Source organism: Streptomyces sp. NPDC006552 (genome assembly GCF_040611655.1).
Taxonomy (GTDB): domain Bacteria; phylum Actinomycetota; class Actinomycetes; order Streptomycetales; family Streptomycetaceae; genus Streptomyces.
In genome coordinates, this window is sequence record NZ_JBEXOS010000004.1 from 14,335 (window position 1) to 39,424 (window position 25,090).

At 72.2% G+C, this 25,090-nt stretch carries 24 protein-coding genes and 1 tRNA gene; 19 read left to right on the forward strand and 6 right to left on the reverse strand.

Annotation, left to right across the window (positions count from 1 at the left end; genetic code table 11):
- Positions 1-132: 132 nt before the first annotated feature.
- Complete coding sequence (locus ABZY33_RS03600; protein WP_356489797.1) at positions 133-1,356, reverse strand: helix-turn-helix transcriptional regulator; 1,224 nt, start codon at positions 1,354-1,356, stop codon at positions 133-135.
- A 345-nt stretch (positions 1,357-1,701) separates the two neighbouring features.
- On the opposite strand from ABZY33_RS03600, the gene ABZY33_RS03605 reads away from it, so the two are divergent.
- The 5 genes from ABZY33_RS03605 to ABZY33_RS03625 all read left to right on the forward strand — a co-directional run bounded on the left by ABZY33_RS03605 (position 1,702) and on the right by ABZY33_RS03625 (position 8,625).
- Complete coding sequence (locus ABZY33_RS03605) at positions 1,702-2,175, forward strand: hypothetical protein (protein ID WP_356489798.1); 474 nt, start codon at positions 1,702-1,704, stop codon at positions 2,173-2,175.
- Between the two features lie 77 nt (positions 2,176-2,252).
- Positions 2,253-6,158, forward strand: coding sequence for an ATP-binding protein (locus tag ABZY33_RS03610; RefSeq protein WP_356489799.1), 3,906 nt, complete (start codon positions 2,253-2,255; stop codon positions 6,156-6,158).
- A gap of 89 nt (positions 6,159-6,247) precedes the next feature.
- On the forward strand, positions 6,248-7,141 hold the full coding sequence (locus ABZY33_RS03615) for a phosphorothioated DNA-binding restriction endonuclease (protein WP_356489800.1): 894 nt from the start codon (positions 6,248-6,250) through the stop codon (positions 7,139-7,141).
- 90 nt (positions 7,142-7,231) lie between these two features.
- Positions 7,232-7,912: a helicase-associated domain-containing protein gene (locus ABZY33_RS03620; protein WP_356489801.1), complete on the forward strand. Its 681-nt coding sequence runs from the start codon at positions 7,232-7,234 to the stop codon at positions 7,910-7,912.
- Entirely contained in the window at positions 7,909-8,625 is a 717-nt protein-coding gene (locus ABZY33_RS03625) for a sensor domain-containing protein (RefSeq protein ID WP_356489802.1), read from the forward strand. The genes ABZY33_RS03620 and ABZY33_RS03625 overlap by 4 nt, the downstream gene beginning before the upstream one ends.
- Here the strand turns inward: ABZY33_RS03625 and ABZY33_RS03630 are convergent.
- Positions 8,608-10,515 carry a propionyl-CoA synthetase gene (locus ABZY33_RS03630; RefSeq protein WP_356489803.1) on the reverse strand — a complete coding sequence of 636 codons (1,908 nt, stop codon included), beginning with the start codon at positions 10,513-10,515 and terminating at the stop codon, positions 8,608-8,610. The two genes, ABZY33_RS03625 and ABZY33_RS03630, sit on opposite strands and share 18 nt — an antisense overlap.
- Before the next feature lie 186 nt (positions 10,516-10,701).
- Here ABZY33_RS03630 and ABZY33_RS03635 point away from each other — a divergent pair, with 186 nt between their 5' ends.
- Entirely contained in the window at positions 10,702-12,891 is a 2,190-nt protein-coding gene (locus tag ABZY33_RS03635) for a TerD family protein (RefSeq protein WP_356489946.1), read from the forward strand.
- A gap of 51 nt (positions 12,892-12,942) precedes the next feature.
- On the opposite strand, the gene ABZY33_RS03640 is transcribed toward ABZY33_RS03635, so the two are convergent.
- Entirely contained in the window at positions 12,943-13,269 is a 327-nt protein-coding gene (locus tag ABZY33_RS03640; RefSeq protein ID WP_356489804.1) for a cupin, read from the reverse strand.
- Positions 13,270-13,422: 153 nt separating this feature from the next.
- Positions 13,423-14,346: a LysR family transcriptional regulator gene (locus ABZY33_RS03645; RefSeq protein WP_356489805.1), complete on the reverse strand. Its 924-nt coding sequence runs from the start codon at positions 14,344-14,346 to the stop codon at positions 13,423-13,425.
- Between the two features lie 171 nt (positions 14,347-14,517).
- On the opposite strand from ABZY33_RS03645, the gene ABZY33_RS03650 reads away from it, so the two are divergent.
- Entirely contained in the window at positions 14,518-15,270 is a 753-nt protein-coding gene (locus ABZY33_RS03650; RefSeq protein ID WP_356489947.1) for a sulfite exporter TauE/SafE family protein, read from the forward strand.
- A 25-nt stretch (positions 15,271-15,295) separates the two neighbouring features.
- Here ABZY33_RS03650 and ABZY33_RS03655 read toward each other — a convergent pair whose 3' ends face one another.
- On the reverse strand, positions 15,296-17,950 hold the full coding sequence (locus ABZY33_RS03655) for a GNAT family N-acetyltransferase (protein ID WP_356489806.1): 2,655 nt from the start codon (positions 17,948-17,950) through the stop codon (positions 15,296-15,298).
- 166 nt (positions 17,951-18,116) lie between these two features.
- Between ABZY33_RS03655 and ABZY33_RS03660 the strand changes: the two genes are divergently transcribed.
- From ABZY33_RS03660 to ABZY33_RS03675, 4 genes are all read left to right on the forward strand, one after another.
- Positions 18,117-18,467, forward strand: coding sequence for a hypothetical protein (locus ABZY33_RS03660; RefSeq protein ID WP_356489807.1), 351 nt, complete (start codon positions 18,117-18,119; stop codon positions 18,465-18,467).
- A gap of 59 nt (positions 18,468-18,526) precedes the next feature.
- Positions 18,527-18,667 carry a hypothetical protein gene (locus ABZY33_RS03665; RefSeq protein WP_356489808.1) on the forward strand — a complete coding sequence of 47 codons (141 nt, stop codon included), beginning with the start codon at positions 18,527-18,529 and terminating at the stop codon, positions 18,665-18,667.
- Positions 18,668-18,967: 300 nt separating this feature from the next.
- Positions 18,968-19,264, forward strand: coding sequence for a type II toxin-antitoxin system VapB family antitoxin (locus tag ABZY33_RS03670; RefSeq protein WP_003955420.1), 297 nt, complete (start codon positions 18,968-18,970; stop codon positions 19,262-19,264).
- 147 nt (positions 19,265-19,411) lie between these two features.
- Positions 19,412-20,059, forward strand: a complete 648-nt coding sequence (locus tag ABZY33_RS03675) for a LytR C-terminal domain-containing protein (protein ID WP_356489809.1) — start codon at positions 19,412-19,414, stop codon at positions 20,057-20,059.
- A 112-nt stretch (positions 20,060-20,171) separates the two neighbouring features.
- Here the strand turns inward: ABZY33_RS03675 and upp are convergent, their stop codons facing one another.
- Positions 20,172-20,807: a uracil phosphoribosyltransferase gene (upp, locus tag ABZY33_RS03680; RefSeq protein WP_356489810.1), complete on the reverse strand. Its 636-nt coding sequence runs from the start codon at positions 20,805-20,807 to the stop codon at positions 20,172-20,174.
- Positions 20,808-20,929: 122 nt separating this feature from the next.
- On the opposite strand from upp, the gene ABZY33_RS03685 reads away from it, so the two are divergent.
- From ABZY33_RS03685 to ABZY33_RS03720, 8 genes are all read left to right on the forward strand, one after another.
- Positions 20,930-21,136, forward strand: coding sequence for a hypothetical protein (locus ABZY33_RS03685; protein WP_356489811.1), 207 nt, complete (start codon positions 20,930-20,932; stop codon positions 21,134-21,136).
- A gap of 204 nt (positions 21,137-21,340) precedes the next feature.
- Entirely contained in the window at positions 21,341-21,898 is a 558-nt protein-coding gene (locus ABZY33_RS03690) for a hypothetical protein (RefSeq protein ID WP_356489812.1), read from the forward strand.
- Between the two features lie 138 nt (positions 21,899-22,036).
- A complete protein-coding gene (gene tadA / locus ABZY33_RS03695) occupies positions 22,037-22,495 on the forward strand; it encodes a tRNA adenosine(34) deaminase TadA (RefSeq protein ID WP_356489948.1) in 459 nt (152 codons plus the stop codon).
- Positions 22,496-22,505: 10 nt separating this feature from the next.
- A tRNA-Ser gene (locus ABZY33_RS03700) sits at positions 22,506-22,590 on the forward strand.
- Positions 22,591-22,664: 74 nt separating this feature from the next.
- Positions 22,665-23,294, forward strand: a complete 630-nt coding sequence (locus tag ABZY33_RS03705; RefSeq protein WP_356489813.1) for a histone deacetylase — start codon at positions 22,665-22,667, stop codon at positions 23,292-23,294.
- Positions 23,295-23,424: 130 nt separating this feature from the next.
- On the forward strand, positions 23,425-23,595 hold the full coding sequence (locus ABZY33_RS03710) for a hypothetical protein (RefSeq protein WP_356489814.1): 171 nt from the start codon (positions 23,425-23,427) through the stop codon (positions 23,593-23,595).
- A gap of 28 nt (positions 23,596-23,623) precedes the next feature.
- Complete coding sequence (locus ABZY33_RS03715) at positions 23,624-23,917, forward strand: Dabb family protein (protein WP_356489815.1); 294 nt, start codon at positions 23,624-23,626, stop codon at positions 23,915-23,917.
- Between the two features lie 191 nt (positions 23,918-24,108).
- Positions 24,109-24,927, forward strand: a complete 819-nt coding sequence (locus ABZY33_RS03720) for an RNA polymerase sigma factor SigF (protein ID WP_356489816.1) — start codon at positions 24,109-24,111, stop codon at positions 24,925-24,927.
- The last annotated feature ends 163 nt before the right edge of the window (positions 24,928-25,090 follow it).

Sequence of the window (25,090 nt, forward strand, 5' to 3'; positions counted from 1 at the left end):
TCGCGACCGATAGGCAAAAAAATCCGATGGAATACCGAGAACACAGAGGAGCAGGGGCAGGGGAACTCTTCGAAATGAGCAAGAGTGGCCGAACTGCCGCGCGGTCGAGACTCCCGTGGCCGGAAACAGCCCTCAGCGACCAGCGCCGAGTGCGTTGGCAAGTGCGGGCCGGAGGTCGCGCACCGGCGGGTTCCCACGGAATCGTGACCATTCACGGTCCAGCCGACGTACGTCCGTACGAATGGTGGCCGACGGAGCGACGCTCATGAAATCCAGCAATTCGCGGGCCGTTTCACAGGATCGTTCGATCTCACCCGATGCGGCGAGTGCCAGGGCGTGCCGGAGCCCGTACCGAGCACGGGTGTTCAATGCATGAGGTGCGATGCGCCTGCACTGGTGCTCCAGCACGTCGGCTGCCTGCCGGGGGCGGCCCAGGTCGTAGAGGCACCACCCCTCCACCATCGATACCGGGTCCTTGAGCTGGGTGGTGCCGAGCACCGGGCCGATCCGTGGGTCCACGTCAGCCGCCAGGAGGTCGCGCGCACGTTCCAGCGCTCTTCCGCAGGCCCGATCGTCACCGGCTAAGGCATGACCCTGGGCCTCGCGTTGGGCCGCCAGACCTCTGACTCTGGGCGGTGCAGCGCTGCTCTGAGCCTGTCGAGCGAGCGCGACCGTCCCGAGCGCGTCCCCGTCGTAGTAGGTGACGAGCGCACGGCGGACCAGTGCGTAATCGGCGAGCTCCGTGTTCCCACCAGCCTGCGCCAGCTCCACCGCCTCGGCCGTGGCCCGCAGTGCCGTGGTCGCGTCCCCGTTCTCCTGGGCCATCCATCCGATGTATTCGGCGAAGCGGGAGGCGGTGACGAGCAGACCGGCCCGAGAGGATCCGGTGGTGCGGGAAGCCAGCGTCGTGACGGTATAAACCTGTGAGCGCAGAACGGGCAGCATCGCGGCGGGTGCCAAGCTCTGGCCCAACCTCTTCATCTGGTACAGCTGTTCCTGGAAGAGGGCGCCCGGCGACAGATCCTGGTCTCCTACATGGCCGGCTCCGCCCCCGTCCGCCAAGCGGGCGGCGAGCAGGGAGCCCATCCCTGTGGCGATCACCCGGCGCCGCGCGGGCCTCGGCTTGCTCCCGGGTGACTGGCCCTCCGCTGCGAACAATCGGCGCAACCGCCCGCCGGCATTGAAGTAGGCGTCACAGCACTGGGCCAGATTCATAGTGGGGGGATTCGCACCCCGCTCGATCTTGGAGAGATGCCCGGTGCTGTAGGTCGTGACTTCCGCCAGCTGCTTGAGCGTCATTCCCGCGCCTTCACGCAGCCGACGCAGCTCCGCACCGAACCGTAACGGGACGTCCATACCCCCACCTTCCTAGCACTCTGGACGGCCGAATTATCCCTCGACCGCGCCCTGACGAAGATTCTGGCACGGCCGCGCGATGTTCTGCCGGGTAAAGAGAAGTTTCATGTTTCCTCCTTATGTTCGGGCGCAGGAAGCCGATGCACAGCTCATGGCCCCGTGCTGTGACTGCGGCCCGGAATCAGGCGTTCGGCGGGCAAGGGCCCCTGACACCCATTCCGTACCGCGGTCCGCCAGAGATGCGAAATACCGGGTTCCGGATGGCGTGATTCTCCTGCCTACCTCTACCGACCGCATCGGATGACTACCGTGTCGGAGAGTCAAAACCCGACAGGGAGGGACCAGGTGTTACCAGAAGCACTGAGCAACATCGCGGCAGAGGCCGGAGTGGCCGTGGTGGAGGCGGCCGGGACGGATCACTGGACGCCGTTCGGGGAACAGGTGGCCTGCTGGCTCGCTCGGGGCGGGCAGACCGAGCGGGCCGACCTCGCCCGCCTGGCGGAGACCGAGGCGGCTCTCCGGGCGGCCGTCGATGGCTCGTCCCGGGCTGTCGCCGCCCGACACGCGACGGTCTGGCAGGGCCGCTTCATCTCCGCGCTGGAGCAACTGAAGGCCGATGAACGCCACCCCGCGGCAGCACAACTCCAACGTCTCGTGCGTGACCACTCCACCGGCGCCGCCCCGGCGGCCTCTGCCCCTGGCGTCATCGCCGGGGAGAACGTGCGGTTCCAGGCCGACTGCGGCTCGCTAGTGGTGGGCGTGGCCAACGGAGACGTGCACTTCACGTCCCCTTTCCACCCGGGTCCGGCACAGGGCTGAACGGACCGGTTGACTCAGGCCCATCCCGCTCGGAACAGATCACGCCGACGGCGCCGCTCCCCGCCGTAAACCGGGCCGTGCCATTCGCCCGAGCAGACCTCGTCCAGGCATCCGGTAACAGCTTCGCCGTCGGCTCCTGGAATCAGTACACGATCCTCGAAGCTCCGCAGGCAACAAGCGGTGCGCCGCACGGCCCCGACGCGGCTGACGCCACCCGAGAGGCCGTCCACGCCGTTCGGCGGCGCTTCCTGCGGCGCGGCAAAAGCGTCCGCCCTCCGTTCGGAATGGCCGCACGGCCCCATGCACAGGAACTGGTGGACCGCCTGGTAGCAGGGGACGGGCCGGCTACCTTCGTCTGTGAAGGCCCTGCGGGAATGGGGAAGTCCGCCGTCGTCGAGGAGGTCATCGGCCAAGTGGCCGACCGGGGATGGCCCGTCCTGCCTTTCCGGATGGACGAGGTGGAGGCGGACGACCGGACCGCAGAGGCAGTGGGCTCGCGGCTGAGGCTCCCCGGCTCCCCCGCCGCACTGATCGTCCAGGTGGCGCAGGGCGGCCCCGCTCTACTGGTCGTGGACCAGCTCGACGCGGTAAGCAGCTACAGCGGGCGCATACCGGAGGTCTTTGAAGCTGTCGACGAAATGCTGGAGACGTTGGCCGACTCACCGAACGTCAAGGTCGTGCTGGTGGCGCGGACAGTCGATGTCGAGAAGGATCCGAGACTCACAAGTCTGGTCGACAAGAAGGACACCGTGGCGCGGTTCGTCCTGGGGCTGCTGGACGACCAAGCTGTTCGCGCGGTACTCGAACGGGGCAGCACTCCTCCGGAGAAGCTCGACACAGAGACCTTGGCTCTGCTGCGGACACCTCTGCACCTCGCGGTCTTCAGCAGACTGACGAAGGGAGCACGGACAACGGCCTACCGGAGCCTGCAGGACCTCTACGCCCAGTACACAGAAGACCAGCGACATGCGGCGGAGCGGACACTCCCCCCTGAGGGATGGCCGGCTATCACCCAGCAGCTGGTCGAGGAGATGAGCCGACGCGAGACCGTCACGGTGCCTTTTGCGCTCCTGGACCGGTTCCCAAGGGCCCACCTGGCGGTGCTCTGCTCGGCCGGGACCCTTCTCCACGCGGAGAACGGCCGTATCGGGTTCTTCCACGAAACGTACTTCGACTACCTCTTCGCGCGCTCCTTCGTCCTGGCAGGCCACGACCTCCATGACTTCCTGGCGGCAAGCGGACAAGCCCTGTTCCGCCGAGCCCAGACCCGTCAGGTCCTGGAGCATCTCCGGGACACTGACCGCACGGCCTTCCGGCACACTGCGGTGCGCCTGCTCACCTCGGATCTGGTCCGGCCCCACCTGCGGTTCGTGGTCGTAGCCGTACTCGAACAACTTGACGCCACCAGCGAGGACTGGGCCACGCTCGAACCCCTTGCCTGGGGAGAGGACGTGACCTCGGGCAATTTGCGCCGCCTGCTGGCCCTGCCGTCCTGGTTCGAGGCGGCCGACACCGGGAGGTGGGAAAGGTGGCTCGCCACACCCGAAGTGGTACCGCTGGTCCTCCCTCAACTTGAGTGGGGCACCCCACACCATCCGGCGCGCATAACGGAACTCCTGGAGCCGTATCTCGATGCCGAGGACCCGTGGGGGCAGCGCCTCCTCTCCTGGGTCCAGTCATGGCCCTCGGTGCACGCCCTGGGGCTGACCCTCGCTCTCATCGACCGTGGTGCCTTCGACGTCACGCCCGACGGGCCCTCCGACACCGAGGCGGACTTCTGGTACCTGTTCGAACAGCTCGCCCAGGAGGACGCAGGTGTCGCACTCCAGGTGCTCGGAGCCTTTCTCACCCGCGGATTACAGCAAGCCGCCGCAGCGGGTCACGGCGACCCCTTCGCCTCTGGTCATCTGCGTATCCGCATAGGCTCCAGTGCGGGCACGTTCATCACCGAGGCGGCCGAGGCGGCCCCCACAGCAGCGCTCGAACACGTGCTGCCGTTCGTCGTCGCCGTCGCGAAGTCCAGTCACGCCGCCCTCTCCCACGTCTCCCTGCTACGCCCTCGGTGGGCACTTCCTCCTTCCAAGCTCCAACCCGACCTCGATGAAGCCCTGTACTGGACGACTCACGACTCCATGCGCACTCTGGCCCAGCAGAACCCTTCCGTCGTCACCGGGGCCATGGGAACCCTGACGGCGGCAGGCGACAACCGAGCCCTCAACTTTCTGGCCTGCCGGACCTACGCGGTCTGGAACCGGCCGGACGAAGCACTCGTCTGGCTGATGAGCGACCCCGAACACTTGCGTATCGGTTGGGCGGACAGTGCGTGCTGGGCCTCGCGCGAACTCATCGCCGCGGCGGCGCGGCGGTGCAAGGACACCACTCTGGAGCAGCTCGTTCAGCTCCTGATCGGTCATTTTCCCCGCTGGGAGCGGCAATCCGAGGGACGACGCCTGTTCGGGCGAGCGCAGTACGTACTCCTCGGCGCGGTCGACGAGAAGCGCCGCAGCGCTGCCGTGGAGAGGCGCCTCGGCGAGTTGGAGCGAAAGTTCGGGCAACATCCTCCGGTCGGGCCCCGGAATTCAGAAACAGCCGATTGGGTGGGCCCACCGGTGCCCCGCTCCGCAGCAGAGCACATGACGGATGACCAGTGGCTGGGCGCTCTGCGGAAGTACGCCGCCGAAGGGATCAACTGGGAAGGTGACGTCCCGACAGGCGGAGCGACCGAGCTGGCTTCCATGCTGCGTGCGGTTGCCGGGCAGGAGCCGCAACGGTTCGTTCGGCTGGCACTCATCTTCGACGAGACTGTTCCGGCTCCTGCCTTCGCAGCCGTGATCGACGGGGTAGCGGGGAAGGTCGACGCCGACCTCCTGCTCCGGCTCTGTTCCCATGCTCGTCACCTCGTAGGAAAGGGCCTCGCCAGGACCATTTGCCAGGCCATAGAAACCGCTGCTTCGGATGTCGTAGGGCACGCCGCGCTAGTAGGCCTGTTGGTCGACTGTGTCGATCACCCGGATCCCGCCGTCGAAGCGGCGCGATCCGGTGCCGAACCGGGGCAGGACCCTTACGGCGGGGACCTCCTGACCGCGGGGTTGAACTCCACACGAGGGCAGTCCGCGCTCGCCCTCGGTGCCCTGTTGAGGGCATCGGACACGGTTACCCAGGGCCTCGTCCCCCTACTGGGAAGACTCGCCGTGGACCCGATCATGGCGGTCCGCGTCTGCGCGGCGGAGGCGGTGGCCGCCCTGTTGCGGCATGCCCCGGAAGCCGCCCTCGACCTGGCGGAAAGCCTTTTCACCGGTACACCCATCGACATTCACGAGGCCCGGACCACCCATTGGCTCCTCACCTGGACCCTGATCCGCGATACCCGGCGCTTCGCACCGGAACTCCTCCGGGCGCTCGACGGCACGGAGGAAGCCGCCCGGCACGCTGGAGCGACTTGGGCAGTCCTGAGCATGCAGGGGCGGTTGCTTCCCTGCCTGCCCACCGACCTCACCGGGCTCACGACGGCGGCACGCCAGGGCGCCGCCGCGACGGCCGCCGGGGATCCCGCGTATGGCGCGTCGCTGCTGCAAGAGATGTTCCAGGACAGCGATGCGGCGGTACGCACAGCGGCAGCACGCGCCATGTCCGACGTGATGTCGCTGTCGCCCGGAGCCGCGGACAGCCTCATCGGCGCATTCCTCGGCAGCCCCGCCCTTGCGGAGCACCCCGACACGCTGGCCCGTGCCCTCGCGCAATCGGCCGCGCGGCTTCCCTCCGGAGCGATCGAGGCATGTCAGGCACTGGCAGTGGTGTCCGAGCGGAACAGCAGAGAGGGCCGACACAGTTACGCGCTGATCCAGCGGTATTTGACCGAGGCAGTCCTCCGCCTGTATCGGCAGGGGGATGTGAAGGTCCGCACGCAGTGCCTCGACATCATCGACGCCCTCTATCGAACCGGCGCCCACGGGCTGACCGCCGCGCTCTCGGGCGAGCGCTGAAGCTAATCGGGGCCACGGGAATCCTTAGTATCTCGCATCCCCGCCGGTACCCCGATCACCGTCCGACGCCCCCACTACGATCGCCGCTCATGGACTGGGTCGAGCGCACTGCGCAGTTGAGGCAGTGGACGAGGAGCGGGGCCCGGGCTCCGCACAAGCCGTTGCTGTTTCTGTACGCCCTCGGCCGGTTTCAGCAGGATGCCGAGGACGAGCTGCGGTACAGCGCGGTGGAGCAGGATCTGCACAGGCTGCTCGCCGAGTACGGGCCCGGCAACCGGACGACTCCCGCGTACCCCTTCCACCACCTGGTGAGCGACGGAGTGTGGGAGGTGCGTACCGAGCGCGGGCCGGGCAGCCCCGGTACCCGGGTCGGGGAGCTGCGCGCGTCCGGCGCCGCCGGACGGCTGACACCTCGGCTGCGGGCGGCGCTGCGGCGGGAGCCGTCCCTGCTCAGCCGGATGGCCCGGGTGCTGCTCGACCTGAACTTCCCGCCTTCCCTCCACGGTGAGTTGTGCGAAGCCGTCGGCCTGGAACTGGAGGAGGCCGAGACCGTGCGACTCTCGGCCGCGCGCCGACAGCGGGACCGGCGGATGCGGGAGACGGTCCTGACCGCGTACGAGTACCAGTGCGCCTTCTGCGGATACGACGGCAGGATCGGTGCGGTGCCGGTCGGGCTCGAGGCCGCCCATGTGCGCTGGTGGGCGTTTGACGGACCGGACGACATCGACAACGGGCTGTGCCTGTGCTCGCTGCACCACAAGCTCTTCGACAAGGGCGTTCTCGGCATCGGCGACGGTCACCGCATCCTGGTCTCGCAGAGTTTCGTCGGCCGCGGTGCCGCCGCCCGCGAGCACGTCATCGCACTCGCCGGCCGCCCGGTCATCGGTCCCCAGCCAGGTGTCCGCCCCGTCGCCGCCGCCCACCGCTCCTGGCACACCAGCCAGGTCTTCCACGGGAGTCCGCGCCCCGCCGCGACCACCTGATGACGCCGCCCGGATCGTGGAAACTCACCGTCCAGCCGCTCGCCGACGACGCCTCGCCCGAAAGCGCGCCGCCGTTCAGCGCCTTGGTCCATGAAGCGGAACTGCTCGGCGTGCTGGCCCGAGGCGCTCTGTCCCCTCTGGGCGCCCCCCTGTCAGCCGGCTCCGACGGCGAGATCGCCGCCACGGCCCGGCGGCGACCTCACCGCCGTCGTCACCGGCACCCCGTCCGCGCGACTCGCCACGTTCCTGGACTCGGTCGCGGACCGGGAGACCAGCGGCACGGCATCGGTGTGGCGTTTCAGCGCCGCGAGTGTCCGCCGCGCCCTGGACGCCGGCCGCGCCCCGGACGAGATCACCGCGGCCCTGGCGGCCGGCTCCGCCACGGCCGTACCGCAGCCGCTGACCTATCTCATCGCCGACACCGCCCGGCGTCACGGACGGATGCGCGTCGCCCCGGCGGCCGGGGTCATCCACGGCGACGAGCCGGCGCTCCTGGCCGAACTCGCCGCTCAACGCGGACTGTCCCGGCTCGGCCTGCGGCAGCTCGCCCCGACGGTCCTGGTGAGCGGCAGCCCGCCCGCGGAGATCCTCGCTACGCTCCGCGCCGAGGGCTACGCCCCGGTCGCCGAGGGAACCGTACGCATCGAGAGAATTCGGTCGCGGCGAGCCGCGGCCGCCGCCTTGCCGCCCAGCAGGGGGTTAACCCCACCCCCAAGACACCAAGCCTCCCCATGGTTCCGGCGGCCCCGTGGCGCGAGGCTCTGGGTATGACCTCGACGACGCCTTCCTACGCCGATCTTCACCGTGGAACCGACAGAAATGCCCAGGAGAGCTGGGGCGCCCCTGGGACCCGCCGGTCCCGCCCCGGCTTCTGGCGTGCCCCCTTCGCCTCCCTCACCTACCGGGAGGTCGGGCACACGCTCACCTCGCTGCCCGTGGCCATCGCCGGGTTCACCTTCGCCGTGACGATGGTCGCCCTGGGCCTGGGCACGCTCGTCGTCTGGGTCGGGCTGCCCGTGCTGGCCGCCGCGCTGGCCGGGGCCCGGGGGCTCGGGGCCGCCGAGCGCGGGCGGGCGCGGTCGCTGCTCGGGCTGGACGTGACGGCGCCCGGGGGCCGCGTGACGGGGCTGCGCGGCCGGCTCGCGGACGCCGCCGGGTGGAAGGCGCTGCTGTTCCAGGTCGTGATGTTCCCCTGGCGGGTGCTCTCCTTCGTGCTGTCGGTGACGTTCCTGGTGACCGGCTGGGTGGTCGCCCTGTTCCCGGCGTACTCGTGGGTCTTCCACCGCTACCTGGACTGGCCCGGCTACCGCCTCTACGACTTCACTACCGACGCCGGTGTGCACCACGCCTTCTACATCGAGTCGCCCGCGCAGACCGCCGCGGTCTCGGCCGTCGGCCTGGTCCTCGTCTTCCTCACGCCGCAGCTGGTCCGCGGCCTGACGAACGTCGACCGCCTCGCGATCCGTTCACTGCTCTCCAAGTGAGGCGCCGCGCGTGAGCACCGGGCGCAGCGCGTCCAGCACCGCCGCGTCGTCGACGGTCGACGGCACCGGTTCGTCGCGCCCGTCGGCGATGCCGCGCATGGTCGCGCGCAGGATCTTCCCCGACCTGGTCTTCGGCAGCGCGGCGACGACGGCGACGTCCTTCAGCGCCGCGACGGGGCCGATCCGGTCCCGGACCAGCCGGACGAGTTCCGCCTCCACGGCGCCGGGTCCGGCCACCACCCCCTCCTTCAACACCACGAGCCCACGCGGCACTTGGCCCTTGAGCGGGTCCGCGACGCCGATGACGGCGCACTCGGCGACCGCCGGGTGCGAGGCGAGGACCTCCTCCATGCTGCCGGTGGAGAGCCGGTGCCCGGCCACGTTGATGACGTCGTCGGTGCGGCCCATCACGAAGACGTAGCCGTCCTCGTCGATGTGGCCGCCGTCCCCGGTCAGGTAGAAACCGTCGTAGGCGGAGAGGTAGGAGGCGACGAAGCGGTCGTCGTCGTTCCAGAGCGTGGACAGCGCCCCGGGCGGCATCGGGAGCCGCACCACGAGCGCGCCGTCCTCCCCCGCGGGTGCCGGTTTCCCGGCCGCGTCGAGCACGCGTACGTCCCAGCCGGGCAGCGGCCGGGTGGGAGAGCCCGCACGGGCGGGGGCGGCCTCGATCCCCATCGGGTTGGCGACCACGGGCCAGCCGGTCTCGGTCTGCCACCAGTTGTCGACGACCGGGACGCGCAGCAGGTCACGGGCCCAGTGGTAGGTCCCGGGGTCGAGCCGTTCGCCGGCCAGGAAGAGGTACTCCAGGCGGCTCAGGTCGTGGCGCCGGGCCAGTTCGCCGTCCGGGTCGGCCTTCTTGATCGCCCGCAGCGCCGTCGGCGCCGTGAACAGCGTCTTCACCCCGTGCTCCGCCGCCACCCGCCAGAACTGACCCGCGTCCGGCGTCCCCACCGGCTTCCCCTCGTACAGGACGGTCGTCGCGCCGGCCAGCAGCGGCCCGTAGACGATGTACGAGTGGCCGACGACCCAGCCCACGTCGGACGCCGTAAACATCACCTCGCCGGGGCCGACGTCGTACACGGCCTCCATCGTCCAGCGCAGGGCGACGGCGTGGCCGCCGCAGTCGCGGACGACGCCCTTCGGCTTACCCGTCGTGCCGGAGGTGTAGAGGATGTAGAGCGGGTCGGTGGCGGCCACGGGCACCGGCGCCGCGGGGCGCGCCGTGCGCACGGCGTCCGCCCAGTCCAGGTCCCGTTCGCCCAACTCGGCCGCGCACTGCGGCCGTTGCAGCACGACGCAGGCCCGCGGCCGGTGGGCGGCGAGGTCGAGGGCCCGGTCCAGGAGCGGCTTGTACGGGACGACCCGGGCGCCCTCGATCCCGCAGGAGGCCGCGACGACGACCTTCGGCGCGGCGTCGTCGATCCGCACGGCCAGCTCGGGCGCCGCGAACCCGCCGAAGACCACGGAGTGCACCGCGCCGATCCGCGCGCACGCCAGCATCGCGACGACGGCCTCCGGCACCATCGGCATGTAGACGACGACGCGGTCCCCGCGCCCGACCCCGAGCCCGGCGAGCACCCCGGCGAAGGCGGCGACCTCCTCGGTCAGCTCCGCGTACGTGTACGTGCGGCGCACCCCGGTCACGGGTGAGTCGTGGACCAGCGCCGGCTGCGCGCCGCGCCCCGCCGCGACGTGCCGGTCGAGCGCGTTGTGGCACACGTTCAGCTCCCCGTCGGGAAACCACCGGTAGAAGGGCGCCCGGGACGCGTCGAGGGCCCGCGCCGGAACCACGTCCCACTCGATCCCGCCGGCGGCGGCGAGCCAGAACCCCTCGGGGTCCTCGGTACTGGCGCGGAAGACTTCCTCGTACGACGTGCCGAACTGCCTCATTCGCACTCCTGTGCTGTCGTCGGTTCCCACCCGGCCCTCGGACGAGAGTCCCAGCGGCCCGCACACGGTCAAGACCTGGGTCCGACCTTCACATCACCTCCTCACATCGTCGCTTCGGGCGCTACCGTGCGTCATATGCACCGTGTCCGTGACGCGGTGGGGCGCGAGGGGGGTCACGTGTACGAGATGTCCAAAGGGGCCAATGTCGGTCTGTCGTCCTTGGGGGAGCAGACCGGCTCGGTCACCGTGAGCCTGAGCTGGAGCAGCACGGCGGGGGACGGGGACGCGGACGTCTCCGTGCTCCTGCTCGGGCCGGACGGCAAGGTGCGCGGGGAGGACGACTTCTACTTCTACAACCATCCGTCCGCGGCCGACGGAACCGTGCATCTGCTGGGCAAGTCGCCCACGAACGAGGGCAGCGAGGACCGGATCGGCCTCGATCTGGCGGCCATGCCCGCGGACGTCTCCCGGGTCGTCCTGGCGGCGAGCCAGTACGGGTCCTCGGTCTTCGGCGACCTGGACGACCTGCGGCTGACGCTCTGCGACCAGTCGGGCGAGGCGCTGCTCGGGTTCTCCATCGGCGACGCGAGCATCGAGACGGCGTTCGTCTTCGGCGAGTTGTACCGGCGCTCGGGCGAGTGGAAGTTCCGGGCCGTCGGCCAGGGGTACGAGACCGGGCTCGCGGGGCTGGCCACCGATTTCGGGATCGACATCGTCGATGACACCGATGCCGGCGGCGACACGGACGCACACCCCGGTACGCCTGCGGATCCGGATACCGGTGCGGCTACAGGTGTGGCCGGGGCCACGGAGACGGCGGCGGGGTCGGGCCGGGGCGGGGCGGCCGCCGGGGCACCGGGCGCCGCCGACGCGCCCGTGCTGCCCGGCGGCCGGGCGCCGATGCCGGCGCTGCCCGCCCAGCCGGCGCCCGCCCAGCCGGGGCCCGTCGAGGCGGCGCCCGCGGACCCCGCCGCTCCGGCCCGCAAGCGCACCGCCCGCACGGCGAAGAAGAAGGTCACGCTGCCCAAGGCCGCCGCCAAGTCCCTGGCGGAGAACGACGCGTGGCGGCCTGCCCGGCTCTTCCCCGTCCCGTCCTTCCGCAGCGACAAGGAGCGGGAGGTGCGCGCGACATCGGTGCTGCTCGCCGTGATGACGGAGGTCCCGGAGTTCGGGCGCCGGCTCATGGCCGGCTTCGGCGCTCCGGCCGGCCGGCTGCAGACCTTCACCGAGGTCTCGCTGCCCCACGGAGACACCCCCAAGCGCCCGGACGGCGTGATCCGCGTGGAACGCGCGGGCAAGCTGTGGACCGCGCTCCTGGAGACGAAGACCAACGGGAACCCGCTCAAGGCCGAGCAGGTACAGAACTACGTCGACATCGCCGCCCGCCGGGGTTACGAAGCGGTCATCACGCTCTCCAACGACGTGGCCCTCGAAGGCAGTCCCCTGGTCGACATCAAGACCGACGGCCGCCGCAAGCACAAGGTGTCGCTCTGGCACCTGTCCTGGGCCGAGGTGGCGCATCAGGCCCAGATGCTGATCCGGCACGAGGGCGTCGCCAACGCCGCGCACGCCTGGCTGCTCCAGGAGCTGCTGCACTACCTCCAGCACGACAACTCCGGCTGCCACGGCTTCCAGAACATGGGACCCACCTGGGTCCCGGTGCGCAACGCGATCGACCTGGAGACGCTCTGCCAGGGTGATCCCCGCGCGGTGGAGGTCGTGGAGAGCTGGGAGCGGCTGATCCGGCAGGTCTGTCTGCGTCTCGGCGGGGAGCTGGGCCAGAAGGCGCTTCCCGTGCAGCGCAGCAGACGCGGCGGGGACCCCGGCGCCCGGCGGGCCGCGCTGGCGCAGCGGCTCTGCGAGGAGGGCCGGCTCTCGGCGGAGCTGCGGGTGGACGGATCGCCCGGGGTCCTCGCCATCACCGCGGATCTGCGGACGGGGAAGCTGCGGACCTCGATCGACGTGCCGCCGCCCGAGGGGAGTTACCCCCTGTCGACCGCGAAGCGGCTGCTCAGAGCCCTGGCACTGGCCCCGGCCGACCTGCATGTGGAGACGCTGACCGAGACCGGCGGCGGCCCGCGCAGCACGCTGGAGCGGCTGCGTCCGGAACCCGGGGACCTGCTGCCCAGGGACGGCGCCCCGATCACGGGGTTCCGGCTGTCCCTGTTCAAGGGGATGGGCGGGACGCGGGGCAACGCCGAGTCCGGTTTCATCCGCAGCGTCGACGACTGCGTGGACCGCTTCTACGGGACCGTGGTCACCCACCTCGCCGAACTCGACCGGCGCACGGTACGCCGGGCCCGGCCCTCCCAGCCGGCCGCGCAGCCCACAGCACGGCCGACCGTCCGGTCCTCCGACGCGACGGTCCCGGCCTGACGGTCGGACGGCCCGGCCCCGGCCCCGGCCCCCGGCCCCCGGCCCCCGGGGTCAGGCCATCACCGCCGTCAACAGCACCACCGCGTCCGTCAGCGCCAGCAGCCCGTGCCGTTCCTGGGGGATCGCGCGGAGTTCGTTCGCCGCGAGGTCCGTGGTGTCGGAGTGGGTCGTGAGGCGGACGCGGCCGCGCAGGACGAGGAGGGTGGCGGCCTGGGGGGTGTTGTGTTCGTCCAGGGCCGTGCCCTCGGTCAGGGCGATGACGCTCTGGCGCAGGGGGTCCTCGCGGACGAGGAGTTCGGCGCTGCGGCCATGCGCGTCGCGGTGCGCGGCGGCCAGATGTTCGTCGGGCAGGGTCGTCAGGTCGTACGTCGTCGTCATGGGCCCAGCGTGGCCCGGACGGGCGCCGGGGGCGAGGCGGCGTCAGCCGATCGGTTCAGGGGAACCGGTCGGCGGGCGCGGGGCCGGCCGTGCAGCCGGGTGTCGGGGCCCGACCGGGTAAGAGCGGTCGGGCCGCTGCGCGCGCGGGCCCGTTCAGCCGGGGGTCGGGGTGCGGCCCGGGCAGGTGTGGCCGACCGTGTCCGCGAAGGCGCGGGCCGCGGGGGAGAGCGCGGACCAGCGGCGGACCGCCCAGCCGACCCGGAGCGGGGGCAGGCAGGGGACCGGGAGCAGGGTGAGGCCCGGGGCGGAGGCGCCGCCGGGGTCGCGCAGGCCCGGGAGGTCGGGGACGAGAGCGTGGCCGAGGCCCAGCTCGGCCAGGTGCACGGCGGTGTCCCAGTCGGCGGTGCCGGGGCCGGAGGCGGGGCCGCCCGGCAGGCCCAGTTCGGCGAACCGCTCGTCGAGGTGGGCGCGGGACGTGGAGCGGACGGGCGGCAGGATCAGCCGGCCCGACCCCCGTAGCTCCTCGGGGCCGACGGACGGGCCCGGCGCCAGGGCGTCGTCCTCGCGCACCGCCAGGACCCAGGGCAGTTCGACCACGGGGCGCAGTTCGATGCCGCGTTCGGGCGCCCCCAGGGTGATCCACGCCAGGTCGAGGTCGTGTGCGGCAAGCGCCTCGAAGCAGCCGCGGCTGGAACTGACCGTCTGGAACTCCAGGCCGACCAGCGGATGCGTACGCCGGAACGCGACGATCGCCGCCGCCATGAAGTGGCGCACGGACGTGGCGCCCGTCGTCACCCGCACCGAGCCGCTCTCCCCGCGCGCCAGCTCGTCGAGGCGGCGCAGCGCCTGGTCGAGGGTGCCGAGTCCGTCGGCGGCGGCGGCGCGCAGGATGTGGCCCGCGGGGGTGGGCACGACGCCGCGCGGGTGCCGTTCCAGGAGGCCGGTACCGACCTCCTTCTCCAGCCGTCTGACGTGCTGGCTCACCGCCGACTGCGTACAGGACAGCTCGCGGGCGGCAGCGCTGAGGCTGCCCGCCCGGCAGACGGCGACGAAGACGCGGAGGTCGTCGAGGGTCACGCGGCCCAAGTTACCGCTTGGAGGTGTACAAGGGGACCCGAGGATTGACTTGGGGCTGAGGCCGGGAGCACGATCCTGCCAGGCCGGCCCAGGGCGGCAACCCGGTGCGGAGGTCGCGAACTCCCGCCGGGTGCCGACCCGTTCCCAGCACGGAGTGACCGCGTGGACGTAATGCAAGCAGTGGCGATCGGCGCCGCGGGGGTCGCCGCGGGCGGAATGAACGCCGTGGTCGGGTCCGGCACCCTGATCACGTTCCCGACGCTGCTCGCCTTCGGGTACCCGCCGGTCCTCGCCAACGTCTCCAACAATGTCGGCCTGGTCCCGGGCGTGCTCAGCGGCGCCTACGGCTACCGGCGCGAACTGCGCGGCCAGCGCCGCCGGTTGGTCCGGTTCGGCGCGGCCTCGCTGCTCGGCGGGCTGGTCGGCGCCGTGCTCCTGCTGCGGCTGCCGGACGCCGCGTTCCGGGCCGTCGTGCCGGTCCTGATCCTCACCGCCTGCCTCCTCGTCCTGCTCCAGCCGCGGCTGAACCGCTGGACGCGGAACCGGCGGGGGGCCGGCGGGCGGGCCGACGGCGGCGTACCGATGTGGCTCGGCGTCCTCGGCACCGGTGTCTACGGCGGTTACTTCGGCGCGGCCCAGGGCGTCCTGCTCATGGGCATGTTCGGTGCCGTGCTCCGCGACGACCTCCAGCGGCTGAACGCCGCGAAGAACGTCCTCGCCTCGCTGGTCAACGGCGTCGCCGCCGTCGTCTTCATCGCCGTCGCCGACATCGACTGGACGGTGGCGGCGCTGATCGCCGCCGGTTCCACGGCGGGCGGCCTGCTCGGCGCCCGGATCGGCCGGCGGCTGCCGCCGGCCGTGCTGCGCGGGGTCATCGTCGTCATCGGCGTCACGGCCTCGGTCCTGCTGATCGTCCGCGGCTGAGCGCCTGACCCCGTAGCGCGGCGGGTCACCGGCTGTAGAACGCCAATTGCGCCCGCTTCTGCGCCAGATACACCTCGGGGAGGTCGATCTCGGGCAGCACGATCTCGCCCGCGACCTCGAACCCCGCGCGCGTGAACAGCGCGATCGCCTTGTCGTTGCGGGCGTCCGGTTCGACCACGATCCGCTTGCGGCCGAGCCGGTCGAGCGCGTACGCGACGAGCACCCGCACCAGCGCCTCGGTGAACCCGTGCACCGCGCGGCCCGCCCCGGCGGGGCCGACCAGCAGATGGGCGCCGATATCGCCGTCGCGCACCTCGTAGCACTCGCTGACCCGGTCCGCCCCGGGTTCGTACGTCTGGAAGAGGGCGACGGGGACGCCGTCGAGCCGTACGAGGTGGGCGTGGTGGGTGGTGAGGGTGGCCATGTGCGCGTAGATGCCGCGTACGTCGTCCCGGCCGAGGCCCGTCATCCCCCAGAACCGGGCCCGCTCCTCGCTCACCCAGCCGTGCAGGACGTCGATGTCGGCGCCGGCCGGGTCGACGCGCGTGAGCCGGAAGGTGCCGAGCCCCTCGACGGTCTCCTCGTACGCGCCCGGGTACCCGCCCGGCTCGCCGGTCGTGGTGTCGTCCGTCGTCGTGTCGGGCATGCGGTGCTCCTTGCTGAGGCGGTCGAAGTCGGTGACTACGGGGGCCAGTTCGCCGCGCAGCCACAGCGGGAGCTGGTCCCGGTGGTGGGCGGAACCGGGGACGCCGCGGGCGCCGAGCGGCACGATCCAGCGGCTGTTCTCGCGGTCGGCGAGGTCCCATACGTAACGGGCGGCGGGGCCGCGCACGCTGAGGTCGGTCAGGCCCGGCACGCTCGACGTGGACAGCACGCAGTCGTGGTCGCCGTCGAGGCAGGGCCGGGCGGCGTCCGGGTCCGGCAGCGCCTGCCAGGGCGCGAGCCGGTGCAGCTCGCCCCAGGTGGTGTCCGGCTCGCCCGCGCTCTCCTCGACCGCGGCGCGCACCGCGGCGAGCCGGTCCGCCTCCGGCAGCCGCTCGCCGGCCAGCAGGTGTTCCAGGGCGAACGCGATCCGCGGCACGAGCGCGAGCCACGGCCGGAACACCTCGGGGTAGGCGGGCGCCAGGTCCGCGAGCGGCGCGAACAGCTCGTGCCGGGCCAGCCGCCGGACGACCCGGGAGCGCACCCGCGCGTACGCCGCCGCCCGGACGCTGCCCGCGGCCATGCGCCGGTCCCAGTTCAGCAGCCGCGTCCGCAGCGCGGCCGCCGCCGGGGAGAGCCCGTCGAGCCGTTCGACCAGGGCCAGCAGCGGCGCGCACGAGGCGAGCGCGGTGTCGGTGTGCACGGCGGCCATGTCCCCGGCCCGCCAGCTCGTCCGCTCCTCCAGCAGCGTCCGGATGCGGTCCGCCCGGTGCGGGGGCGCGAACTCGACGCCGAGCGGGGCGGCGAGGGAGCGTTCGTTGGCCATGACGGCGATCCCGTCGACCCCGGCGCGCGGCAGCGGCTCGGGCCGGCCGCGCCACGCGTACCGCTCCTCCCAGGCGGGCACGGTGCGCACCATGTTCTCCGGGTCGCGCGCGGGGACGGTGCCCGCGACCCGGTGCAGCAGGCCGCCCTCGGTGTCGGCGGCCAGGACGACGTTGACCGGCTCGGCCCAGCGGTCGAAGGCGCGGTCCACGTCCGCGACGGTACGGGCGCGCAGCAGCGCGGGCAGGGCGCTGAAGCCCAGGTCGGCGTGGACGCGGGCGGGCTGGCGCAGGCTGATGCCCTCGCCCTCGTCGGGGCTGCCGGTGATGAGCACCCCGCGGTCGGTCTCGACGACCTCGACACCGTCCTCGGTGTGCGCGTGGGCCGGCCGCCAGCCGTCCGGGCCGAGGGCCTCCACGCCGCCGCCCGCCGTGCGCCGCAGCCGCTCGCGGTACAGGTCCTGGTAGTCGGCCATGGCGTTGGTGATGGCCCAGGCCACCGGGCCGGCGTGCCCGAAGTGGCCGATCCCCGGCACCCCCGGCACCGCGAGCCCGACGACGTCGAACTCCGGGCAGGCGAGCCGTACCTGCTGGTAGACGCCCGGGTCCTCGATGAACCGGTGCGGGTCCCCGGCGAGCAGCGCCCCGCCGTCCGCGCCGCGGGCCGCGTCGACGAGCCAGCCGTTGCTGCCCGCCGTGCCGGGCCCGTCGGTGGCGAACAGCGCGACGGCGTCCGCCCCGAGCCGCCGGACGACCTCGTCCCGCCACAGCTTCGCGGGGAACCCGGCGAAGAGCACGTGCGTCGACAGCCACACGCCGAGCGGCGTCCAGGCCTCCCAGCGACCCGGCGCCGCCTCGACGCGGGCGAACTCGGGCGCGGCGGCGCCCTGCCGGGCGAGTCCGTGGTTGACGCCGTCCACGTAGGCGCCGACCCAGGCCCGGGTCGGTGCGTCCAGGGCGTCGAGGCACCGCCGCGCGGTGTCCGCGAGCCGGGCCCGCCGGGCGAACGTGTCCCAGCCGCGGGCCGCCACCCCGAGCAGCCGGGCGGACGTGCCGAGCATCCGGTGCCGCTCGACCTCCAGCTGCCAGCCGCGGTCGACGGCCGTCACATAACCCTGGGCGTACGCGAGGGCGGAGGCGTCGCCCGCCCGCAGGTGGGGCACGCCCCAGTCGTCCCGGAAGATCTCGAAGTCGGCCGCGCCGGGCACGTTCACGCTTACCCCACTCCCTCTCCCCATTTCTTAGGGTAGCCTAACCTAAGGCTGCGTGGAGCGGCCCCGGCGGGCCGCCTCGCGGTCGGGGCCGCCTCCGTAGCCCATGAGGGCGGTTCTGCCGGTCCGGAGGGCACGCCGGGGGCCCGGGCGTGGGACAAGACGTTCTATGAGCGCCGCCCCGCCGACCGCCGCCCCGGGCCACCCCGCCCGGGGCCGGGTCCGTGCGCTCGTCCTCGTCCTCGCCCTGCTGTTCGCGCCGCTGGCGGCCGCGCCCGCGTTCGCCGCCGCGCCACCCCCCGCCGCCGTGGTCTCGGCCGAGGCCGGTGAACTCCAGCACGACATCCCCGAGGCCGCGCTCCGTCTCCCGACGGGCCACCCCACCCGGCTCCCCGCCGGTCCGCGCCGCCGCCCGGCTCCCGCGACCCCGCCCCGCTCCGGTGCCGCCGGGCCCGGCGGGCGCCCGTCCCACCGCGCCCTGCGCACGCTCGTCCTGCGCACCGTCGTCCTGCGCTGCTGACCGGTCCCGCCCCGGACCCGTCACGTATCGCCGCACGACCTCGGAAGGACGACCCCCTCATGCCCAAGGACCCGTACGCCCTGCTGCGCGCCCTGCTCCGCGCGGAAGCCGCACGCGACAGCCGGGCGGCCGCGGCGACCCCGCCCCCGGCGAAGAACTCCCGGGACTCCCGGCCCCCGCAGGAGAAGAACCCCCACTGACGAACGGCGGGCCGCCACCCGCAACGGCGCCCGGCCCGCCACCACCGACGGACGGCGGGCCGCCACCCCGAACGGCGACCGGCCGCCCCGGCGCGTCAACCCGGCAACACCCCGCCCCCCGAACGGGCCGACCCCGCCGCCCCCCACGAACCGTCCGCCGACAACTCACCGTGGCCCTGCCCAGGTCCCCATCACGGACGGAACTCTTCCCCTTTCATCCACATTCACGGCACTATTTCCCGGAACCGCACGCCGTCTCCATGGCTGCGCCCGGAGAGCTTCGCCCGGTAGGCTTTCCGTGTGATCTTCAAGCGCATCGGAAACGGCCGGCCGTACCCCGACCACGGCCGGGAAAGCACCCGGCAGTGGGCGGACGTCGCGCCGCGCCCGGTCCGCCTCGATCAGCTGGTGACGACCAAGGGCCAGCTCGACCTGGAAACGCTGCTCGCCGAGGACTCCACGTTCTACGGCGACCTCTTCGCGCACGTCGTGAAGTGGCAGGGCGACCTGTACCTGGAGGACGGCCTGCACCGCGCGGTCCGCGCCGCGCTCCAGCAGCGCCAGGTACTCCACGCCCGCGTGCTCGAACTCGGCTGACGAGACCCGGCGCGGCGCCCGACGGGACGCCTGACAGCGCCTCAGCGCCCGCGGCTCACCGCCCGCATTGGCCCTTTCGGGTTGGCCTGACCGCCGTATCGTGATCATTTAATAGGCATCACCGCCAGGCGGCATTACGCTGCGTTCATGAGCATGCTCACTCCCCCCGGCATGGGCGGCAAGTACCGCATCACGGGGGACAAATACCCCCGGATGCGCCGTGGCCGCCCGCGCGGCAGGATCGTGCTCGCCGTCGTCGCGTCCCTCGCCGTCATCGGTCTCATCGGCTGGGGATCGCTACAGCTCTTCCACGTCTTCACCCGCGGCGACAAGGCCACGGCCGCGGGCCCGGCCCCCTGCGCGAAGCGGGCGAGCGCGTCTCCCGCCGCCGCGCGGACGACGGCCGGCAAGCTCCCCGCCCCGGCCCAGATCAAGGTGAACGTCCTGAACGCCACGCCGCGCGGCGGTCTCGCCAAGAAGACCGCCGACGAGCTGAAGAAGCGCGGCTTCACCATCGGCGACGTGGGCAACGCCCCGAAGGCGTACGACAAGAAGGTCAAGGGCGTCGGCATACTCCTCGGCGCGAGGACGGCGGCCGACACGGCGCTGCCCGTGCTCGGCACCCAGCTCACGGCCGCCGAGCACAAGACCGACGGACGGACCGCCCCCGCCGAGGTCGACCTGATCATCGGCACCAAGTTCACGGCACTGACCGCCAAGCCCGCCGCGGACAAGGCGCTGACCGCCCTGTCCCGGCCGAAGCCGGCCCCCTCCGCGACGCCGACCTGCGCGTAACCGCCCGCAGTCGCGAGCAGTCATGAAAGAGCCGCGGTCGCGGCCGCTCGAAGACCGAGCAGCCGCGACCGCGGCTCTTGACGTGGCCCGGAACCCGTCCGGCCCGCCGGGGTTATTCGGCCGCGCCGTACATCCGGTCGCCCGCGTCGCCGAGGCCCGGGACGATGTAGCCGTTCTCGTTCAGCCGCTCGTCGACCGAGGCCGTCACCACGGTCACCGGCGTCCCCGCCAGCTCCCGCTCCATGATCTCGACACCCTCCGGCGCGGCCAGCAGCACCACGGCCGTGACGTCGTCCGCGCCGCGCTTGATGAGTTCCTGGATCGCCGCGACGAGCGTCCCGCCCGTGGCGAGCATCGGGTCCAGGACGTAGACCTGGCGGCCGGAGAGGTCGTCCGGCATGCGGGTCGCGTACGTGGACGCCTGGAGCGTCTCCTCGTCGCGGACCATGCCGAGGAAGCCCACCTCGGCCGTCGGCAGCAGGCGGACCATGCCGTCCAGCATGCCGAGCCCGGCACGGAGGATCGGGACCACGAGGGGACGCGGGTACGACAGCTTCACCCCGGTCGTCCGCGACACCGGGGTGTCGATGTCGACCTGCTCGGTGCGCACGTCCCGGGTCGCCTCGTACGCGAGCAGGGTGACCAGCTCGTCGGCGAGGCGCCGGAAGGTCGGGGAGTCGGTGCGCCGGTCGCGCAGCGTGGTGAGTTTGTGCGCCACCAGCGGGTGGTCGACGACGTGAATCCGCATGTCCCCAACAGTAACCGGGGGCCACGGCCCGGGCTCCCCGCGTGCGGTGGCATCAAGCGGCGCAGCGGGGGGAAAGTGGAGGGAACTCGTCGACGGCGCGGGACAGGGGTGGTGATGAGGCGATGCCCGACCAGGAGCGTCAGGGGCGGCCCGTCCGGGGGCCGGTCCCCGGCGAGCCCATGGAGTCGGACGCCGAACGAAGGCGCCGGCGCGCCCTGTTCCTGCGCGAGCTGACCGAGGCGCGCGAGCTGCGGGCCCGTGTCCAGCCGCGCCGCGCGCGGGCCGCGCGGATGCGCCGGCAGATGAGGATGCGCACGTTTCGCTGGTGACCCGGCGGTGACATACAGGTGACAGGCCTCACAAGAGACCCGCCCGCCGGGGGCGCGCCACCAACACAGCGTGCGGAAGACCTCTCTTGGAGCCGTACTTTCTGCCACGATTCCGAGTGGGCGGGGCGTGAACGGCGCTCCCCGCCTCCAAGCCTCCGCCGGGGGGACCCCCGACCGGCACCTGAGACCAGTGGGAGAGTCACGGTGTACTTCGCCGCACTGCTCGCGCGCACCGAAGACGGGTGGGAAGCGAGCGACACAGAGCTCGACGACGTGGAGACCTTGTCGGACCTGTCCGACCTGGCCCGCGAGGCGTCGGCCGAGGCCGGCGCCGAGGACGACACCGTCCTCGTCTTCATCGAACAGGAGGACGCGTGGTTCGGCGTGGTCCGGGTGGACGGCGAGGAGGACCCTCGCATCTACGTCTCGGACGCCGCCGCGGCAGCCCGCAGCAGCTACGGCGAGATCCTGCTCACCGACGAACTGCTCGGAAAGGAACCGGACGACCTCGACGTCGATCTGGACGCCCTCGACCTGGACGGTACGGAGGACGGCGACACGAGGACGGCCGACGACGAGGAGGACGAGGGGAGCGAGGGCCCGGGCGCGGAGATCGTGCCTCCCGGGCCGATCGGGGACACCGGGATCCTCGCCGACCTGGGCGTCCCGGAGAAGGAGCTGCTCGCGCTCGACGGCGTGGACGCGCTGAGCGAGATCGCGGACGCGCTGGGGGCCTCGGAGGTGCTGGAGACGGTGCGGTGAGCGGGCGGGGATAGATTCCGGGACGTGACGCCCCCCGAATCCCCCGGGCCCGCGCCCGGCCCCGAACCCCGCGTACCCGACTCCGAACCCGGCCTCGGACCCGTGCCCGATCCCGTACGCGATCCCTGGACGTCCGCCATGCGGCAGGCGCTGGCCGAGGCCGGGCTCGCCGCGGCGGGCGGGGACGTGCCCGTCGGCGCCGTGCTGCTGGCGCCGGACGGGGTGAGCGTGCTCGCGGCCGCGCACAACGAACGCGAACTGACCGGCGACCCCACCGCCCACGCCGAGGTCCTGGCGGTGCGGCGGGGCGCGGCGGCGGTCGGGGAGTGGCGGCTGACCGGCTGCACGCTCGTCGTCACGCTGGAGCCGTGCACCATGTGCGCGGGCGCGCTCGTCCAGTCCCGGGTCGGCCGCGTCGTCTACGGAGCCCGCGACGAGAAGGCCGGTGCGGCCGGCTCCCTGTGGGACGTGCTCCGCGACCGGCGCCTCAACCACCGGCCCGAAGTCGTCCCCGGAGTCCTCGCCGAGGAGTGCGCCTCGCTCCTCACGCGTTTCTTCCGGGATACGGATTTCAGACCACGGCCCACCTTGGGCTAGGATCTCTCTCGGTAGCGTGTCCGAGCGGCCGAAGGAGCTCGCCTCGAAAGCGAGTGTGGGGAAACTCACCGAGGGTTCAAATCCCTCCGCTACCGCAGAGAGAAGGGCCCGGTCCAGTGGACCGGGCCCTTCGTGCTGTCCGTCCCCGGCGCCACGGAAGCGAGCACGCATGATCACGCCCCGGCCCCTCGACCCCGCGCCGCCGGGCGGCAGTTCGCCGCGGCGGGTCTGGTACGCCTCGTACGGTTCGAACATGCGCCTGGAGCGGCTCGCCGTGTACCTCCGGGGCGGGCGGCCCGCAGGGGCCGCGCGGAGCTGCCCCGGCTGTCGTGACACCACGCTGCCGGTGCGCTCGGTGCCGGTGGAGCTTGCGGGGCGGATGTACTTCGCGACGCGGTCGCCGGTGTGGGGCGGAGGGCGCGCCTTCTACGACCCTGGGGCGGCCGGCCGGGTCCTGGCGCGGGCGCATCTGGTGACGGCCCAGCAGTTCGCGGACATCGCCGCGCAGGAGATGTACCGGGAGCCGGGCGGGGAGCTCGATCTGTCCGGGGTGCTGACGACGGGCCGCGCGGTGCTGGGGCCGGGGCGGTACGAGACGCTGGTCTGCGCGGGGCGGCTCGACGGGGCGCCGGTGCTGACCTTCACCGCGCCCTGGTCGATGGACGAGGTGCCGTGGGCGCCGCCTGCCCCCGCCTATCTGCGCCTTCTGGCGGCGGGGCTGGGTGAGGCGGGCGCGTGGACGGGGGAGGAGATCGCGGCGTACCTGGCCGGCTGTCCCGGCGCGGACGGACGCCCGTAAGCGCCTGTTCCGCAGGGGCCGTTGGTGCTGCGACCCAGGCGAACATGCGGACGAGTAGACTCGCGCCCGCAACAGGGGCCACATGGGGAACAGAAGTGGCACGGGCGCGGGCACGGGGAGGCCGAACGTAGTGCAGCCGAAGAAAATTGCGTTGTTCGTCGTGGTCGTCTTCGTGCTCTACGTGGTCATCACCGACCCCGCCAAGGCCGCCGACTACGTCCAGATAGGGTTCGAGGGCGTCTCGTCCGCCGCGCGGTCCATCGGCGACTTCATGACCTGGGTCGCCAACGGCGGCAAGTAGCCCCGAACCCCCGCAGGAGAACACTGCCGTGATCCGCCACCTGGTCCTGTTCAAGCTGAACGACGGCGTGAGCCGTGACGAACCCCGCGTCGCCGAGGGCGTCGCCGCCTTCCAGGCGCTGGGCGGACAGATCCCCGAGCTGACGTTCTGGGAGTGCGGGTGGAACATCAGCGACCGGCCCATCGCGTACGACTTCGCGATCAACTCCGCGGTGCGGGACGCCGAGGCGCTGACGCGCTACCTCGAACACCCCGCGCACCAGGCGGGCGTCGCGCTGTGGCGGGAGTTCGCCACGTGGGTGGTCGCCGACTACGCGTTCTGAGCCCGCGCCCCCGCGCTCCCCGGCCGTACGGCCAAACGGCCCCTCGCCCTCGACGGCGGGGGGCTTTTTCCGTCCCGATCACCATCTGTACCGACCGGACCGTCAACACGGAGTTATACGGTGCTTGCACACAGTGCACATGTCTTGTGATGCTATGACCGCTTTTGACCGATGAATTGACGGATACAGAGGTGGGGTTGACCGTGCCGGCCAGTACTGCGCCTCAGGCACCGCCCGCGAAGTCCACGCGCGGTGCCGACACACGGGCCCTCACACAGGTCCTCTTCGCCCAGCTCAAGACCCTGCCGCCGGGCAGCCCCGAGCACTCCCGGGTGCGCGGCGCGCTCATCGAGGCCAACCTGCCGCTGGTGCGGTACGCGGCCGCCCGTTTCCGCAGCCGCAACGAACCGATGGAGGACGTCGTCCAGGTCGGCACCATCGGGCTGATCAACGCCATCGACCGGTTCGACCCGGAGCGCGGGGTGCAGTTCCCCACCTTCGCCATGCCCACCGTCGTGGGCGAGATCAAGCGCTACTTCCGCGACAACGTCCGCACCGTGCACGTGCCGCGCCGGCTGCACGAGCTGTGGGTGCAGGTGAACGCCGCGAGCGAGGACCTCACCACCGCCTTCGGCCGCTCCCCCACCACCGCCGAGATCGCCGAACGGCTGCGCATCGGCGAGGACGAGGTGCTCTCCTGCATCGAGGCCGGGCGCTCGTACCACGCGACGTCCCTGGAGGCCGCGCAGGAGGGCGACGGGATGCCGGGGCTGCTCGACCGGCTCGGCTACGAGGACCCCGAACTCGACGGCGTCGAACACCGCGACCTCGTCCGCCACCTCCTGGTCCAGCTGCCCGAGCGCGAGCAGCGCATCCTGCTGCTGCGCTACTACAGCAACCTCACCCAGTCGCAGATCAGCGCCGAACTGGGTGTCTCCCAGATGCATGTGTCAAGGCTCCTCGCCCGGAGCTTCGCCAGGCTACGATCCGCAAACAGGATCGAAGCGTAGCTGGAACGGGTAGACCGCTCCTGCGGCGTTCTGCCGCGGAAATCCCCGTCACCACCCGCCACACCCCCTGCGTCCTGCGGTGATTCGCACCTTCCATGTCGACATGTCACTACAGCGTGTTGCCGACATGTGACATTCTGCTGGAACGGAGTTTGGCGCTCCC

What these genes read in the sequence shown, in the direction of transcription:
- ABZY33_RS03600 (WP_356489797.1), bottom strand. Translation starts at nt 1,356, where the DNA reads ATGGACGTCCCGTTACGGTTCGGTGCGGAGCTGCGTCGGCTGCGTGAA.
- ABZY33_RS03615 (WP_356489800.1), top strand. Translation starts at nt 6,248, where the DNA reads ATGGACTGGGTCGAGCGCACTGCGCAGTTGAGGCAGTGGACGAGGAGC.
- ABZY33_RS03620 (WP_356489801.1), top strand. Translation starts at nt 7,232, where the DNA reads ATGAAGCGGAACTGCTCGGCGTGCTGGCCCGAGGCGCTCTGTCCCCTC.
- ABZY33_RS03625 (WP_356489802.1), top strand. Translation starts at nt 7,909, where the DNA reads ATGACCTCGACGACGCCTTCCTACGCCGATCTTCACCGTGGAACCGAC.
- ABZY33_RS03630 (WP_356489803.1), bottom strand. Translation starts at nt 10,515, where the DNA reads ATGAGGCAGTTCGGCACGTCGTACGAGGAAGTCTTCCGCGCCAGTACC.
- ABZY33_RS03635 (WP_356489946.1), top strand. Translation starts at nt 10,702, where the DNA reads ATGTCCAAAGGGGCCAATGTCGGTCTGTCGTCCTTGGGGGAGCAGACC.
- ABZY33_RS03640 (WP_356489804.1), bottom strand. Translation starts at nt 13,269, where the DNA reads ATGACGACGACGTACGACCTGACGACCCTGCCCGACGAACATCTGGCC.
- ABZY33_RS03650 (WP_356489947.1), top strand. Translation starts at nt 14,518, where the DNA reads ATGCAAGCAGTGGCGATCGGCGCCGCGGGGGTCGCCGCGGGCGGAATG.
- ABZY33_RS03660 (WP_356489807.1), top strand. Translation starts at nt 18,117, where the DNA reads ATGAGCGCCGCCCCGCCGACCGCCGCCCCGGGCCACCCCGCCCGGGGC.
- ABZY33_RS03665 (WP_356489808.1), top strand. Translation starts at nt 18,527, where the DNA reads ATGCCCAAGGACCCGTACGCCCTGCTGCGCGCCCTGCTCCGCGCGGAA.
- ABZY33_RS03675 (WP_356489809.1), top strand. Translation starts at nt 19,412, where the DNA reads ATGAGCATGCTCACTCCCCCCGGCATGGGCGGCAAGTACCGCATCACG.
- upp (WP_356489810.1), bottom strand. Translation starts at nt 20,807, where the DNA reads ATGCGGATTCACGTCGTCGACCACCCGCTGGTGGCGCACAAACTCACC.
- ABZY33_RS03685 (WP_356489811.1), top strand. Translation starts at nt 20,930, where the DNA reads ATGCCCGACCAGGAGCGTCAGGGGCGGCCCGTCCGGGGGCCGGTCCCC.
- tadA (WP_356489948.1), top strand. Translation starts at nt 22,037, where the DNA reads ATGCGGCAGGCGCTGGCCGAGGCCGGGCTCGCCGCGGCGGGCGGGGAC.
- ABZY33_RS03705 (WP_356489813.1), top strand. Translation starts at nt 22,665, where the DNA reads ATGATCACGCCCCGGCCCCTCGACCCCGCGCCGCCGGGCGGCAGTTCG.